General features: G+C 74.4%; 14 protein-coding genes and 1 pseudogene. 9 read left to right on the top strand and 6 right to left on the bottom strand.

Annotated features, from left to right (window positions below):
- Window positions 1-307: 307 nt before the first annotated feature.
- Together ABD299_RS12400 and ABD299_RS12405 are read right to left on the bottom strand one after the other, a co-directional pair.
- Window positions 308-1525, bottom strand: a complete 1218-nt coding sequence (locus ABD299_RS12400; RefSeq protein WP_344261676.1) for a UDP-N-acetylglucosamine--N-acetylmuramyl-(pentapeptide) pyrophosphoryl-undecaprenol N-acetylglucosamine transferase — start codon at window positions 1523-1525, stop codon at window positions 308-310.
- 303 nt (window positions 1526-1828) lie between these two features.
- Window positions 1829-2164 (bottom strand): annotated as a pseudogene (locus ABD299_RS12405) (formyltransferase family protein); the annotation flags it as partial.
- A gap of 255 nt (window positions 2165-2419) precedes the next feature.
- Between ABD299_RS12405 and ABD299_RS12410 the strand changes: the two are divergent.
- On the top strand, window positions 2420-2545 hold the full coding sequence (locus ABD299_RS12410) for a hypothetical protein (RefSeq protein WP_344261521.1): 126 nt from the start codon (window positions 2420-2422) through the stop codon (window positions 2543-2545).
- A gap of 171 nt (window positions 2546-2716) precedes the next feature.
- Here ABD299_RS12410 and ABD299_RS12415 read toward each other — a convergent pair whose 3' ends face one another.
- Window positions 2717-2911 carry a helix-turn-helix domain-containing protein gene (locus ABD299_RS12415; RefSeq protein WP_344261523.1) on the bottom strand — a complete coding sequence of 65 codons (195 nt, stop codon included), beginning with the start codon at window positions 2909-2911 and terminating at the stop codon, window positions 2717-2719.
- Window positions 2912-3311: 400 nt separating this feature from the next.
- On the opposite strand from ABD299_RS12415, the gene ABD299_RS12420 reads away from it, so the two are divergent.
- The 4 genes from ABD299_RS12420 to ABD299_RS12435 all read left to right on the top strand — a co-directional run bounded on the left by ABD299_RS12420 (window position 3312) and on the right by ABD299_RS12435 (window position 6801).
- On the top strand, window positions 3312-4388 hold the full coding sequence (locus tag ABD299_RS12420) for an energy-coupling factor ABC transporter permease (RefSeq protein WP_344261525.1): 1077 nt from the start codon (window positions 3312-3314) through the stop codon (window positions 4386-4388).
- Entirely contained in the window at window positions 4385-5146 is a 762-nt protein-coding gene (gene cbiQ, locus ABD299_RS12425) for a cobalt ECF transporter T component CbiQ (protein ID WP_344261527.1), read from the top strand. The genes ABD299_RS12420 and cbiQ overlap by 4 nt, the downstream gene beginning before the upstream one ends.
- Entirely contained in the window at window positions 5134-5940 is an 807-nt protein-coding gene (locus ABD299_RS12430; protein ID WP_344261529.1) for an energy-coupling factor ABC transporter ATP-binding protein, read from the top strand. The genes cbiQ and ABD299_RS12430 overlap by 13 nt, the downstream gene beginning before the upstream one ends.
- Window positions 5941-6018: 78 nt before the next feature.
- On the top strand, window positions 6019-6801 hold the full coding sequence (locus ABD299_RS12435; protein WP_344261531.1) for an SDR family NAD(P)-dependent oxidoreductase: 783 nt from the start codon (window positions 6019-6021) through the stop codon (window positions 6799-6801).
- A 7-nt stretch (window positions 6802-6808) separates the two neighbouring features.
- Here ABD299_RS12435 and ABD299_RS12440 read toward each other — a convergent pair whose 3' ends face one another.
- The 3 genes from ABD299_RS12440 to ABD299_RS12450 all read right to left on the bottom strand — a co-directional run bounded on the left by ABD299_RS12440 (window position 6809) and on the right by ABD299_RS12450 (window position 11086).
- On the bottom strand, window positions 6809-7582 hold the full coding sequence (locus ABD299_RS12440) for a GNAT family N-acetyltransferase (protein WP_344261533.1): 774 nt from the start codon (window positions 7580-7582) through the stop codon (window positions 6809-6811).
- 94 nt (window positions 7583-7676) lie between these two features.
- Entirely contained in the window at window positions 7677-9320 is a 1644-nt protein-coding gene (locus ABD299_RS12445; RefSeq protein WP_344261535.1) for a penicillin-binding transpeptidase domain-containing protein, read from the bottom strand.
- A 44-nt stretch (window positions 9321-9364) separates the two neighbouring features.
- Window positions 9365-11086, bottom strand: coding sequence for a dolichyl-phosphate-mannose--protein mannosyltransferase (locus ABD299_RS12450; protein WP_344261537.1), 1722 nt, complete (start codon window positions 11084-11086; stop codon window positions 9365-9367).
- A 106-nt stretch (window positions 11087-11192) separates the two neighbouring features.
- On the opposite strand from ABD299_RS12450, the gene rsmI reads away from it, so the two are divergent.
- From rsmI to ABD299_RS12470, 4 genes are all read left to right on the top strand, one after another.
- Window positions 11193-12086 carry a 16S rRNA (cytidine(1402)-2'-O)-methyltransferase gene (gene rsmI / locus ABD299_RS12455; protein WP_344261539.1) on the top strand — a complete coding sequence of 298 codons (894 nt, stop codon included), beginning with the start codon at window positions 11193-11195 and terminating at the stop codon, window positions 12084-12086.
- A 9-nt stretch (window positions 12087-12095) separates the two neighbouring features.
- Window positions 12096-12926 (top strand): TatD family hydrolase, encoded by an 831-nt coding sequence (locus tag ABD299_RS12460; RefSeq protein ID WP_344261541.1) that lies wholly within the window; start codon window positions 12096-12098, stop codon window positions 12924-12926.
- Between the two features lie 73 nt (window positions 12927-12999).
- Window positions 13000-13878 (top strand): 16S rRNA (adenine(1518)-N(6)/adenine(1519)-N(6))-dimethyltransferase RsmA, encoded by an 879-nt coding sequence (gene rsmA, locus ABD299_RS12465; protein WP_344261543.1) that lies wholly within the window; start codon window positions 13000-13002, stop codon window positions 13876-13878.
- Window positions 13879-14003: 125 nt separating this feature from the next.
- Entirely contained in the window at window positions 14004-14957 is a 954-nt protein-coding gene (locus ABD299_RS12470; RefSeq protein WP_344261678.1) for a 4-(cytidine 5'-diphospho)-2-C-methyl-D-erythritol kinase, read from the top strand.
- Window positions 14958-15006 lie beyond the last annotated feature (49 nt).

Here is a 15006-nt window from a genome sequence, read left to right on the forward strand (position 1 = left end):
CGGCAGAGGGACACGCCGGGCGTCTTCCGCGGGTCCGGGTCCGTCCGGCCGGGTGCTGACCGTCACACACCTTCACCCCGCTGCTGGCCACCGCCGCCTGGATGACCCCACAGGCCCGCAACCTCCTCGCCGACGCCCTCGACCACACCCAGATGCAGAACCGCCGGCTCCGCCAGCAGCTCGCCGCCCAGCTGTCCAACGTCCGGGCCTTCCCCCGGCAGCCCCCGCTGATTACCGACTGCCCAGAGGTCAAAGCAGCAGGTCAGCGCCCGAGACAGTGTCGGTCTACCCGCTGAGGAAAGACCGCCTACTCATTGAGTCCGGCTTGCAGCAGGGCGGTCGTCAGCTGTGCGGCGGCGTCCGGGCGGCCGAGGTGGCGGGCCTGGTGGGCCATGTGGGTACGCCGCTCCGGGGAGGTGATGACGGGTTCCAGGGCATGCTGGAGCTGTTCGGTGGTGGCGTTCTCTTTGGTGAGGGCGATGGCGGCGCCGGAGCGTTCCAGGTGTTGGGCGTTATGGGCCTGTTCGTGTCCGGCGGAGGAGGCGAGGGGGATGAGGATGGCGGGCTTGCCGAGGGCGGTGAGCTCGGCGATGGTGCCGGCGCCGCTGCGGGAGATGACGATATCGGCGAGGGTGAGGACGTCGGGGAGTTCGGGACCGATGAAGTCGCTGACCCAGTACCGGGCGCGCAGTTGCGGCGGCAGGGTGTCTGCGTGCTGGCGGCACTGGTCGAGGGAGGCCGAGCCGCACTGGTGGAGGACGTTGGCCGACTGGAGGAGCCAGGGCAGGACGCCTTGGAGCAGGGTGTTGATCTGGGCGGAGCCCCGGGCGCCGCCGGTGACGTACACGGTGGGCAGGGTCCGGTCGAAGCCGGTGAGCCCGAGGGCGCTGATGGCTTTGTCGGGGTGGCCGGTCAGGATCTCGGGGCGGACGGGGTTTCCGGTGACGATCGCGGTGGCGCGGGCGGCCTCGGGAAGGAGGGGCAGGGTGGATTCGGAGGAGACGGCGACCTGGGTGGCAGCGCGGGCGAGGGCGCGGTTGGCCAGTCCGAGGCGGACGGTCTGCTCGTGGAGGACCAGGGGACGGCGGCAGAACTTGGCGGCCAGGCCGACGGGGACGGCGACATAGCCGCCGGTGGACAGAACCACGTCGGGTTTGAAGTCGGAGACGATGGAGCGGGCCTGGGCGACGCCGAGGGGGACGCGTCCCATGTCCTTGATATTGGCCGGTGAGGCCAGCTTGAGCGGGTTGCTGGAGCGGCGGATCTTGCCGGTCGCGACGGTCTCGAAAGAGATGCCTTCGGCGGGGGCCACCCGGGCTTCCAAGCCGTTCGCGGTGCCGACCCACAGCACATCGAGGGCCTTGCCGTGCTGGGCGAGGCGGGCCTGGGTAGCGCGGACGGCGGTGAGCGCGGGGTAGGTGTGGCCGCCGGTGCCGCCTCCTGTGACGAGGAGGCGGAAGGGCCGCTCAAGGCCGCGGATGCGGGTGGCGAGGGAGTCGCTGGTCACGGCGGAGGAGCGTTCCATTCGTCGAAGCGCCGGCCCCACGCCGGCGCTGGCGGTGTGCGGATGTCGCGGACGATAGCAGCGGGCCGCCGCCCGTTTCGGGTGCTGCCGGTGGACAGGCTTCTGGTCCAGTCGCTGCGCTCGCCCGAGCGCGTGGTTGTCGCGGCGGTAGTGCGTCACTGCCCGGGATTCGTCCTGCGTCCGGGCTGTGATCCGGTCGAGTCGGGGCAGGGTGTCGGAGATGAGGAGCTTTCCGTAGCGGATCGACCGCTGCCAGACGTCCCGCACTTCGTCGCTCTCGGGCCAGATGGAGAAGACGGCTTCGGTGAGCAAGGGGCCCGAGTCGATGCCGGCGTCGATGGTGTGGATGGTGATGCCGTGCAGGCTCTCGCCGTTGCGCAGTGCCCAGTTCACCGGCCGGGCTCCTCGGTACTCGGGAAGGCGGCCGGGGTGGCAGTTGATGATCTGCTCGGTGGCGTCGATGAGACTCCTGCCGATGATCTTGTCGTGTAGAACACTGAAGATGAGGCCGCAGCGCCCCGGTTCGAGTTCGCACCAGTCACCCGAGTGAACCGCGCCGGGGTGTTCGCCGGTACCGTGAGAGACCCGCGGAGCGGTATCTCCGGTAGACGAGGCGGGCACCGATGCCGAAGCGCACACCGAACTACCAGCTCAAGAGCCTTCTGAACGAGGCCCGGCTGACGTACGAGTCCACCGCCCGGACCGTCCGCGCGGTCGCCGCTGAGATGGGCGAGGGCCTCCAGACCAACAAGTCCGGCGTGCACCACTGGGTGAGCCACGGCGCAGTTCCCGAGGAACCCGCGGCCCGCTGCCTCGCCGAAGCGCTCTGCCGCCGCCTCGGGCGCCGCATCACCCTCCAGGATCTGGGACTTCCTTCCCTGGCCGGCGGTGAGGATGACCGCCCGCACCCGCAAAGCCGTCCGGCACATGCGCCGCGACCTCGCCCCCTACCGCACCCGCGGCCTGCGCTGCGCGGCCGAACTTGATGAACGCGCCGCTGGCTTCCTCGCCTCCGCCTGACCGGCCTCCGGCTCCCACTCCTCGTCCGGTGCACCGTAGGGGCCGAACGGTCCGCTCTCTCCGGGTCTGCGGGCGCCGAGCAGCGCGGCGCCGCCCTTCATCCGGTGCCAGGCGGGGATCACCGGCCGCTGCCTTCGAGCTGGCGCGGCAGGCGGCTGGCCCGCAGCTCCTTCAGGTCCGGGATGTGTGGTTGTAGAGGGTGCCGACGGAGACCCCCAGCAGCCGGGCGATGGCGGTCACGGAGTGCTCGGGATTGGGCAGCATGTCCCGCGCGGCGCGGATCAGGTCCTCGGTCATCACGGTGGGCCGGCCGCACTGCAGTCCGCCGTTGTCGGCCTCTTCCGACGTGGCGTGGAACAGGGCCACGCGGCCGACAGTTTCTCCAGCCTGGTCGAGCTGATCAAGCGCACGTAGGCGCCGGAACACCGTCAACCGGCGCGGCCCCGGCCCCGTGGAAGCGAACCCGCCGGGGCTGCCGCCGGACGTCTCCTTGCCGGGCGGGACAGTTGATCAGGTGTGTCCCTCCGGGCGGGGCCGGCGGCAACCCCGGTACGGCCGGGAGTTGGATCGCGCTGCGTGAGCACGCTCGTCGAGCGTGGGTGCCCGGCGGTGCGGAGGACCGGTGGCGCCCCCTGGGCGCCCGGAGCCGGTTCGTTCACCCTCCGGTCGTTTCGCCGCAGGGGCGCTCTTGCGAATTGCTTGCAACTGCGCGTTAGAGTGGTGAGTGATGAGATCCGGGTGAGTCTTCGCAGAGAGCGAGTGCGGCATGCACGTCCCCGACGGGTTCTTCAACGCCCCCGTGTCCGTGGCGGCCGGGGCGGTCGCGGCCGGTGCCATCGCCGTCTCGCTGCGCGGCGCGCGCCGCGAGCTGGACGAGCGCACCGCCCCGCTGGCCGGCCTGGTCGCCGCCTTCGTCTTCGCCGTGCAGATGCTCACCTTCCCGGTGGGTGCGGGCACCAGCGGGCATCTGATGGGCGGAGCCCTGGCCGCGATCCTGGTCGGCCCGTACACGGCGGTCCTCGTGCTGACCGTCGTCCTGGGCATACAGGCCCTGCTGTTCGCCGACGGCGGCCTGAGCGCGCTGGGCATCAACATCACCCTGCTGGGTGTCGTCGCGGTGCTCGTCGCCTGGGCCGTCTTCCGCGGCCTGCTGTGGACGCTCCCCGACAACCGCCGCAGCGTCACCACCGCCTCCTTCGCCGCGGCGTTCGTCTCGGTGCCCGTCGCCGCGGCCGTCTTCACCGGCCTCTACGCCCTGGGGGGCACCACCGAGGTGCCGATCGGCACCGTCCTGGCCGCCATGGTCGGCGTGCACACCGCCATCGGCATCGGCGAGGGCGTCATCACCGCTCTGACCGTCGGCGCGGTCCTCGCCGTCCGGCCCGACCTGGTGCACGGCGCCCGCGGGCTGGTCCGCCCGCTGCGGCTGCGCACCGCCGACGGCAGCCTGGTGCCGGCCGAACCGGCCGCCGGGCCGGAGCCCGCCGTGGCGCGTCCGACCCGTCCGCTGTGGCTGGCCGGTCTGGCGGCCACCGTGCTGGCGGCCGGCCTGATCAGCGCGTACGCCTCCGAGAAGCCGGACGGACTGGAGAGCGTGGCCGAGGAGCACGGCATCGCCGAGGCCGAGGAGAAGCACCGGTTCGCCGACTCCCCGCTGGGCGACTACGGCGTGCGCGACATCGACAACGAGAGCCTGTCCGTGGGGCTGGCAGGGCTCATCGGGGCCGGGGTCACCCTCGCCGCCGGCACCGGGGCCTTCCTCGCGCTGCGCCGCCGGAACGGCACGGACACGGCCGGCGGCTCCACCGGGGACCGCGCCCGCCAGGAAGCCGCCAGGCCATGACCCCCGGCCGCCTCCACCGCCTGCACCGCCCCGGCAGCACCCCGGTGCACGCACTGCCCGCGCACACCAAGCTGGTCGCGGTGTTCGGCTTCGTCGTCGTGGTGGTCTCCACCCCGCGCGAGGCGGTCTGGGCATTCGGTCTCTACGCCCTGCTGCTGGCCGGCGTCGCCGCGCTCGCCCGGGTCCCGGCCGGGTTCCTGCTGCGCCGCATGGCCATCGAGATCCCCTTCGTCACCTTCGCCCTGCTGCTGCCGTTCCTCGCCACCGGGGAACGCGTCGAGATCCTGGGCATGTCGCTGAGCGAGCCCGGCCTGTGGGGCGCGTGGAACATCCTCGCCAAGGCCACCCTCGGCGTGGCCGCCTCCGTCCTGCTCGCCGCCACCACCGAGATCCGCGACCTCCTGCTCGGCCTGCAGCGGCTGCGGCTCCCCCCGCTGCTGGTGCAGATCGCCTCCTTCATGATCCGCTACGTCGACGTGGTCGCCGGCGAACTGCACCGGATGCGGATCGCTCGCGAGTCCCGGGGCTTCCAGGCCCGCGGGCCCCGGGCCTGGAAGGCGCTCGCCCACACCGCCGGCGCACTGTTCATCCGCAGCTACGAGCGGGGGGAGCGCGTGCACCTGGCGATGCTGAGCCGGGGATACTCGGGAACCATGCCCGTCCTCGACCGTGTCACCGCGAACCGGACCCAGTGGGCCCGCGCCGTCGCGCTGCCCGCCGCCGCCCTGCCCTTCTGCCTGCTGGGATGGGCCCTGTGACCGGCCCCGGCCCGGCCGGCCCGCCCGGATCACCGCCGCCCTCACTGGAGGTCAGCGGCCTCGCCTACGCCTACCCCGACGGCCACCAGGCGCTGTTCGGCGTGGACCTGACCCTGCGGCCCGGAGAGCGGGTCGCGCTGCTCGGCCCCAACGGCGCGGGCAAGACCACCCTGGTGCTGCACCTCAACGGCATCCTCACCGCCGGTGCCGGCAGCGTCCGCGTCGCCGGGCTGCCCGTGGACCGCGAGCACCTCGCCGAGATCCGCCGCCGGGTCGGCATCGTCTTCCAGGACCCGGACGACCAGCTGTTCATGCCCACCGTCCGGGAGGACGTCGCCTTCGGCCCGGCCAACGCCGGTCTGCGCGGCGCCGAGCTGGAGGCCCGGGTCAACGCCGCGCTGGAGCGCGTCGGCATGGCCGGGTACGCCGACCGCCCCCCGCACCACCTGTCCTTCGGCCAGCGGCGCCGCGTCGCGGTCGCCACCGTGCTGGCGATGGACCCGGAGATCCTGGTGCTGGACGAGCCCTCCGCCAACCTCGACCCGGCCGCCCGCCGCGAACTGGCCGACATCCTGCGCTCCCTGGACCTGACCCTGCTCATGGTCACCCACGATCTCCCCTACGCCCTGGAGCTGTGCCCGCGCTCGGTGATCCTCGGCGACGGCACCATCACCGCCGACGCCCCCACCCGCGAGCTGCTGAGCGACGAGGACCTGCTGCGCCGCCACCGTCTGGAGCTGCCCTTCGGCTTCGACCCGGCGGCCGCCGCGCTCCGGTCCCCGGGAAGCGACTGACCACGGACGCCGCTGCCGGTGTCGATCAGCCCGCGGCCGGTTAGGCTCCCGGCGGGCGATCAACGTGCGGGAGGCGGCATGCGGCGGTTCGACGGATACAGCGCGCTGGTGACGGGCGCCGGGCGGGGCATCGGGGCGGCCGTCGCCGGGCGGCTCGCGGCCGAGGGCGCACGGGTGATGGTCACCGACATCGAGCGGGGCCGGGCCCAGGCCGTCGCCGCGGACATCCGGGAGAAGGGCGGCGTCGCCGACTCCGCGGTCTGCGATGTCGCCGACCGGGTGGCGGTGGAAGCGGCGGTGGGCACGGCGGTCGAGCGCTTCGGCGGACTCGACGTGCTGGTCAACAACGCCTTCTCCTGCACCGCGGACACGCCGGCCTTCGAGCAACAGCCCGACCACGCCTGGGACCGCGATCTGGACATCACGCTCAGCGGGGCCTTCCGCTGCGTCCGCTCCGCACTGCCGCACCTGGTGGAGGCCGGAGGCCGGGGAGCGGTCGTCAACATCGGCTCCGTCAACGCCGAGGCCGACTTCGGCAACCACGCCTACAGCGCCGCCAAGGCCGGGCTCGCCTCGCTGACCCGCACGCTCGCCGGGCAGAACGCCGCGCGCGGGGTGCGGGTGAACATGGTGGAACCGGGCACCGTGCACACACCCGCCTGGGCCGGGCGGGAGGACCGGCTGGAGCGGGCCGCCGAGCACTACCCGCTGGGCCGGGTGGGCCGCCCGGAGGACATCGCGGCCGCCGTGGCCTTTCTCGCCTCCGCCGACGCCGCCTGGATCACCGGCGTCACCCTGCCCGTCGACGGTGGCCTGCTCGCCTCCAACCTCGGCCTGCGCCGCGCCCTGTCCGGCGGCTGACGGCCCATCAGGCGGCGACGCCGGGACGCTGCGGGCGGCGCCGGATCAGTTCGACGCTTCCCCCGGTACGGCGGGCGCCGACGGCGGCCATCAACCGGTTGGAGGCGCTGTTGGTCTCGTCCACCTCGCAGACCATCTCCGGCACCCCGCGCGCGTGGAGAACGCCGGACACCCGGCCCAGCAGCGCCCCGGCCAGGCCCCGGCCACGACGGTCGGGCAGGACGCCGATCAGACCGAGCCGGGGCGGCCGGCCCTCCCGGATCCACACCCGGACGAGACCGGCGTACTCGCCGGTGCGCGCCTCCAGGGCGACCAGGTAGAGGGCGGGGTCGAACCCGGGGTCGGCCTTCAGATCCCGGGCGAACGAGGCGGGGTCGTTGCGCCACCCCGCGGTGCCGGGAACGTCCTGGCGCAGCCTGTCGTCCAGTAGCCGCAGCGGCTCCGGGTCCGCCGCGTCCGCGCCGATCACGTCGTAGCCGGGCGGCAGGGACGGACCATCTGCCCGGACCGGCAGTGCGTAGTGGTGCTCGCGGCGGTGCACGACGAACCCCCGGGCCTCCAGCGGCCCGAGGTCTTCCGGCCCGTCCGCCTCGATGTACAGGTCGGTGCCGGTCGCGGCGGTAGCGGCGTCCAGCAGCCGGCCCAGGACCCGCGGAGGGCAGGTGCCGGGAAGCAGGAAACAGCGGCCGTCGGGGCGGACCAGCCGGTCCATGGAGCCGACCGCGCGGCCGTCCTGCCATGCCGTCCACCGGCCCGCCGACTGGATCACGACAACGCTCACGCCGCGCATCCTAGGGGCGCCGGGACCCGGCCGCAGCCGGGTCGGCGAAACCCGTTCCCGGCCGGGCCACGTGCTCCGGCCGGGAACGCGGCGGTCAGGGGGCGACGCGCAGGACGCCGGCGACCAGCGGGCCGGCGATCTTGCCGCCGTGGCCGGAGGCCGGGACGAGAGCGGCCACGGCAAGGTCGTTGCGGTAGGCCGTGAACCAGGCGTTCGGCTTGTCCTGGTCCATCACCTCGGCCGAGCCGGTCTTGGCGCCGATGTCGCCGCCGAGACCCGCCATCGCCTCCGCGGCGGTGCCGCCGGTCGCGGTGATGTTCATCATCTGCCGCAGCTGCTGGGCGGCCTCGGGGGAGGGCCCGGCCGCCTGCGCCGGGGCGCGGCCGTCGAACGACAGCGGCACCAGGTACGGCTGACGGAACACTCCGGCCTTCACGGTGGCCGAGACCGAGGCCATCACCAGCGGGTTGGCGCGCACCGCGCCCTGGCCGATGAGGGCCGCCGCCATCTGCGCGTTCTCCTGCGTGGGCACCGTGCCGTCCATCGTCGGCACCCCCGCCGACCAGTCCAGGCCGACGCCGAAGGCGTTCGCCGCGTACTTCCCGAGCTGGTCGTCGGCCAGCTCGGGGGCCTGGCTGATGAAGGCCGTGTTGCAGGAGGCCGCGAAGCTCTGCGCGAAGGTGCCGTTCTCGATCTCGAACTCGTTGAGGTTCTGGAACTCCCAGCCGCCGTGGTCGAAGAACTTCGGGCACGGATGAGGCTGCCCGCTGGCGGCCAGACCGTTCTCGATCAGCATCCCGGCGGTGACGATCTTCCAGGTGGAGCCTGGGGCGTAGCTGCCCTGGAGGGCGATGTCCGTGCCGTCCGCCGGGGAGTTGGCGACCGCCTGGACGGCACCGGTGCTGGGCTGCACCGCGACCAGTGAGGCCTTCTTCTTGCCCGCCACCGCGTCCTCGGCGGCCCGCTGGATCACCGGGTCGATGGTGGTGGGCACCTGGCCCGCGGTGGCCTCGGCGAGCAGCAGCAGCTGTTCGGTGCGCTCGCCCTCCTCGTCGACGATCCGGGTCTCGATCTCGGGCGTGGAGCCGGCCCGCTCGCCGTAGCGCTCGCCGAGCACGGCGACGATTCCGGCCAGGGACGGGAACGCCTCGGTGTCCAGCGGCTGCCCGGTGCGGTCCAGCGCGGTCACCGGCGGAGCGGAACCGGACGGGCCGGTCTCGACGCGGTGGCCCTCGTCGAGCTGCGGGTGCAGCACGGCCGGTTCCCAGGCGACGAGCGGGTCGCCGTTGTCCTCGTCGCGCACCACGGTGAGCTCGGACTCGTAGCCGAGCTCGCCCTCCAGGCCCTCGAAGGAGACGCGGGCGCTGACCGAGAACGGCACCGAGGCGCCCTCCGGCTCCTCCCCGGCCAGGGCGGGCTCCAGCTCCAGCTCCGTGACGGCCGCGTCCTCGGCGAACCCGGCGAGAGCCTCCTCCGCCTCCTCCGGGGCGTCGGTGAGGCCGGCCGCCAGCTCGATGTCACCGGCGGACCAGGCCGTGAGGAACTCCTCGGTGGCGGCCAGCACTTCCGCCGCGGTGGGCGGCTCCGGCGCCGGTTCGGCCTCGGAGCCGCTCGCCGTCAGCGCGCTGCGGTCCGGGTCCCGGTCACCGCCCAGCACCGTGTACGCCCCGACGCCGATGGCCGACACCACGACCGCGAACGCCGCGCCGATGATGGCGATTTTCTGCCCGTCCCGCATCCGAACCCTGCCCCTTCGTCCGTTCGCCCGCAGCCTACCGGCGGTCAGATCCAGGTGTGGAACCACATCCGGGCGCGCCAGGCGTCCATCGGGATCTCGGCGCCGGTGTAGAGGGGATGGAAGTAGACGAAGTTCCAGGCCACCAGCAGCAGGAGCACCCCGCCCGCCGCCAGGCCTCGGGCGCGTCGCCGTTCGGAGCAGCCCGGCGGTCCCGCCAGTGCGCCGATCAGCATGGCCACCGCCAGACACAGGAACGGCACCAGCACGACCGCGTAGAAGTAGAAGATGGTGCGTTCCTGGTACAGGAACCACGGCAGGTAGCCGGCGGCCACCGCGCACAGCACCGCACCGGCCCGCCAGTCGCGGCGCAGCAGCCAGCGGTAGACGACGTAGGCCAGCGCGAAGCAGGCCGTCCACCACAGCGCCGGGGTGCCCAGGGCCAGCACCTCGCGGGCGCAGCCGCTCGCGTGCGCGCAGCCGTCCTCCCCGCTGTCGGAGGACCGGTAGTAGAACGACACGGGCCGGGCCGCGACCAGCCAGCTCCACGGGTTGGACTGGTAGCTGTGCTGCTCCGTCAGTCCGACGTGGAAGGAGTACACCTCGGTGCTGTAGTGCCACAGGCTGCGCAGCGGGCCGGGGATCCAGGAGAAGGAGCTGTCCGCGCCGGCGGTGTCCGCCCAGTCCCGGTAGTACCCGCCGGAGGTGGCGAACCAGCCGGTCCACGAGACGAGGTAGACGGCCAGGGAGACCGGCACCAGCGAGACGAACGCGGGCAGCGCGTCCCGGCGCAGCATCGCCCGGTGCGGCTGCCGGGCCCCCGCGGTGCGGCGCGCGGCGGCGTCCCACAGGACGGTCAGGATGCCGAACGCCGCCAGCACGTACAGGCCGTTCCACTTGGTGGCGCACGCCAGGCCCAGGCAGATCCCCGCGGCCAGCCGCCAGGGCCGCGGGCCCAGCCCCAGCCGCCGCCCGGTCTCCGCGTCCGGCCGCAGCACCCCGTCCGGGGAGAGGCGCAGGGCTCCCGCCAGCCTCGCCCGGGCGCGGTCCCGGTCCACCAGCAGGCAGCCGAACGCGGCCAGGATCCAGAACATCAGCACCAGGTCGAGCAGCGCGGTGCGGCTCATCACGAAGTGCAGCCCGTCCACCGCCAGCAGCGCCCCGGCCAGGCAGCCCAGGGCGGTGGAGCGGAACAGCCGGCGGCCGATGCGGCACAGCAGGAACACCGAGAGGGTGCCGAGCAGCGCCACCGCGAACCGCCAGCCGAACGGGTTGAGCCCGAAGGCCCATTCGCCCAGTGCGATCGTCCACTTGCCGACCGGGGGGTGCACCACGTAAGAGGCGGTGTCCGAGAGCGGGATGCTGCCGGACAGGATCTGCTCGTTGGCGCCGTCGGGCCAGCTCGTCTCGTAGCCGCGGTGCAGCAGCGACCAGGCGTCCTTGGCGTAGTACGTCTCGTCGAATATCACCGCGTGCGGGGAGCCGAGGTTCCAGAACCGCAGCAGCCCGGCGAACGCCGCCACCAGCAGCGGCCCCGCCCAGCCGGTGATCCTGCCCAGCCGGGCCGCGGTCCGGGCGTCGAAGCCCAGGTACCGCCACAGGCCGGTCCCCGGCTCCGGGTACGGCGGCACCAGCCGGTCCCGCAGCCCGGTGCGCGGCCGGGGCACGTAGCCGAACCGGCGCAGCCGGTCCGCCCAGCCCTCGGCAGCCCCGGGGGACTGTTCCGGCAGGGTGTCGGTGGCGGTCTGGCTGCTCCTCACGCGGGCCATCTTGGCATCCTGCCCCGGAGGTCCTGCGAGGATGACCGTCGCGGGCGGAACCACGCCCGCCGCGCAGCGAGGAAGGCCGGCGGTGCGGGCCGGACGGGAAGGCATTGTGACAGGGACGCTGGTACTGGCGGGAACACCCATCGGGGATGTCGCCGACGCGCCGCCGCGGCTGGCCGCCGAGCTGGCCTCCGCAGACGTGGTGGCCGCCGAGGACACCCGGCGGCTGCGCCGGCTGGCCCAGGCACTGGACGTGCGGCCGGCCGGGCGCGTCGTGTCGTACTTCGAGGGCAACGAGGCGGCCCGGACCCCCGAGCTCGTCGAGGAGCTGGCCGGCGGCGCCCGGGTGCTGCTGGTGACCGACGCCGGAATGCCCTCGGTGTCCGACCCCGGCTACCGACTGGTGGCCGCCGCCGTCGAGCGGGGCGTGCGGGTGACGGCGGTGCCCGGCCCCTCGGCGGTGCTGACCGCGCTGGCGCTGTCCGGCCTGCCGGTGGACCGGTTCTGCTTCGAGGGATTCCTGCCGCGCAAGCCCGGCGAGCGGGCCGCGCGGCTGCGGGAGCTGGCCGGGGAACGGCGCACCCTCGTCTGCTTCGAGGCCCCGCATCGGCTGGCGGCGGCCCTGGAGGCCATGGCGGAGGCGTTCGGGCCGTCCCGGCGTGCCGCGGTCTGCCGGGAGCTGACCAAGACCTACGAGGAGGTGCGGCGCGGCTCCCTGGGGGAGCTGGTGCGGTGGGCGGCGCCGGGGGTGCGCGGCGAGATCACGGTTGTCGTGGAAGGCGCGGCCCCGCCCGCCCCCGGGGAGGCGGACGCGGCGGAGCTGGCGCGCCGGGTGGCCGCCCGCGAGGAGGCCGGGCAGCGCCGCAAGGAGGCGATCGCCGAGGTGGCCCGGGAGGCCGGGGTGCCCAAGCGGGAGGTGTTCGACGCGGTGGTGGCGGCCAAGGCGGACAAGGGCCCCGGCGCCGGGCCGGGCCCGGCCGGAGGGCCGGGGCGGGAACCGTAGGATCGGCCCATGGCCACGTCGACCGAGCTGCCCCCGCTGCCCGCCCCGCTGGCGGTGCCCGTCATCGACTCGCACACCCACCTGGACATGCAGGAGGGAACCGTCCGCGAGGCGCTGGAGAAGGCGGCCGCCGTGGGCGTGAGCGGGGTGGTGCAGATCGGCTGCGACGTGGAGCGGGCCCGGTGGGCGGTGGAGACCGCCGCCGCGCACGAGCAGGTGTGGGCGGCCGTCGCCCTGCACCCCAACGAGGCCCCCCGGCTCGCCCTGGAGCGGGGCCCGCGGGCGCTGGACGACGCGCTGGCCGAGATCGCCGGGCTGGCGGCCCGCTCCGAGGTCCGGGCGGTCGGCGAGACCGGCCTGGACTACTACCGCACCGGCGAGGAGGGCATCGCGGCCCAGCAGCGTTCCTTCCGCGAGCACATCTCCCTCGCCAAGGAACTCGACCGCACCCTGGTCATCCACGACCGCGAGGCGCACCGGGACGTGCTGCGCATCCTGCGGGAGGACGGCGCCCCCCGGCGCACCGTGTTCCACTGCTTCTCCGGCGACGCCGCGATGGCGAAGGAGTGCGCCGAGGCCGGCTACTACATGTCCTTCGCGGGCAACGTCACCTTCAAGAGCGCCCAGCCGCTGCGGGACGCCGTCGCGGTGGCGCCGCCGGAGCTGCTGCTGGTGGAGACCGACGCGCCGTTCCTCACCCCGGTCCCCCACCGGGGGCGGCCCAACGCCCCCTACCTCGTCCCGGTGACCGTGCGCGCGATGGCCGCGGTCAAGGGGATGGGGGAGGACGAGCTGGCCGGGCACCTGCGGCGCAACACCCACCGGGCCTTCGGCGACTGACCGGGACCACCGGCCGGGCGGCGGTGGCCGGGCGGCGGCGGGCCCGTCCGGCGGGCGCCCGTAAACTGCACGGGTGAGCAGCCAGGACACCACCGACGAGCCCGCCCCGGCGGCCCTGCTGGGCCCGGCCGACGTCCGTGAACTGGCCGCCGCGCTCGGGGTGCGCCCCACCAAGCAGCGCGGGCAGAACTTCGTCATCGACCCGAACACGGTGCGCCGGATCGTCCGGGTGGCCGCGGTGACCGATCAGGACACGGTCGTCGAGATCGGCCCCGGGCTCGGCTCGCTGACCCTGGCCCTGCTGCAGACCGCGGGGCACGTCACGGCCGTCGAGATCGACGAGGTGCTGGCCGCCGCGCTGCCCGCCACGGTGGCCGCCCGGCTCCCGGACCGGGCCGGGCGCTTCTCGCTGGTCCACCGGGACGCGCTGCGGGTCACCGAGCTGCCCGGCCCGGCGCCCACCGCGCTGGTGGCGAACCTGCCGTACAACGTCGCGGTGCCGGTGCTGCTGCACATGCTCGAGAACTTCCCGACGATCCGGCGCACGCTGGTGATGGTGCAGTCCGAGGTCGCCGACCGGCTGGCCGCGCCGCCCGGCTCCAGGGTGTACGGGGTGCCGTCGGTCAAGGCGGCCTGGTACGCCGAGGCCAAGCGGGCCGGGGCGATCGGCCGCACCGTCTTCTGGCCCGCACCCAACGTCGACTCCGGGCTGGTGTCGCTGGTCCGCCGGGACCCACCGGGCACCACGGCGTCCCGCCGGGAGGTGTTCGCCGTGGTGGACGCGGCCTTCGCGCAGCGCCGCAAGACGCTGCGCTCGGCGCTGGCCGGCTGGGCGGGTTCTCCGGCCGCGGCCGAGGCGGCCTGCACGGCCGCCGGGGTGGACCCCCGGGCCCGCGGCGAGGCCCTCACCGTCGAGGAGTTCGCCGCCGTCGCCGAGCACAGACCTGGTTGACCCGTCAGGGAACAGCCATCGGAACAGACACAGAACAACCGAGACAGCCGAGAACGATCAGGAACGGCCAGACGATGACCGAAGGCGACCGCCACGCGACGCCCGCCCCCCGGAGCACCGACGCCATGACCGCCCCTCGCCCCGCCGGCATCCCGGTCACCGTCCGCGCCCCCGCCAAGGTCAATGTGCAGCTGGCCGTCGGCGGCCTGCGCCCGGACGGCTTCCACGACCTGGCCAACGTCTTCCTGGCCGTCTCCCTGCACGACACCGTCACCGCCTCCCCCTGCGACACCCTGGAGATCACCTGCACCGGCCCCGGCGCCGCGCAGGTGCCGCTGGACGACACCAACCTCGCCGTCCGCGCCGCCCGCCTGCTGGCCGCCCGGCACGGCCGCGCCCCCGGCGTCCGGCTGCACATCGACAAGGACATTCCGGTCGCCGGCGGCATGGCCGGCGGCAGCGCGGACGCCGCCGCGGCCCTGCTGGCCTGCGACACCCTGTGGGGAACCGCGACGCCCCGTGCCGAACTCCTGAAGCTGTGCGCAGAGCTCGGCTCCGATGTGCCCTTCGCCCTGGCCGGCGGCGTCGCACTGGGCCGCGGCCGGGGCGAGCTGCTGACCGCCCTGGAGGTCACCGGCACCTTCCACTGGGTCTTCGCCCTCGCCGACGGCGGCCTGTCCACCCCCGCCGTCTACCGCGAGTGCGACCGGCTCCGGGAGGCCGCCGGCACCGGCTTCACCGCCGACGAGGTGCCCGCCCCCGAACCCGACCCCGAACTGCTCGCCGCGCTGCGCGAGGGCGACGCCGGCGCGCTGGCCGGCGCGCTGGCCAACGACCTCCAGCCCGCCGCGCTGTCGCTGCGCCCGGCACTGGCCGCCACCCTGGACGCCGGGCGCGCGGCCGGTGCCCTTGCCGGACTGGTCTCCGGCTCCGGTCCCAGCTGCGCCTTCCTGACCGCCGACGCCGCCTCGGCCCTGGCCGTGGCCGAGGCGCTGGAGAAGTCCGGCACCTGCCGCGCCGCCCGCACGGCGACGGGCCCCGTCCCGGGCGCGGCAGCGGTGGACGGCACCGTCGGCTGAGCCCACTACCCTGGGAGGCTGCCCGCTCCCGGCATCAGGAGCCCCCGCT

This window comes from Streptomyces sodiiphilus, assembly GCF_039529215.1.
In the GTDB taxonomy this organism is placed as follows: domain Bacteria; phylum Actinomycetota; class Actinomycetes; order Streptomycetales; family Streptomycetaceae; genus Streptomyces; species Streptomyces sodiiphilus.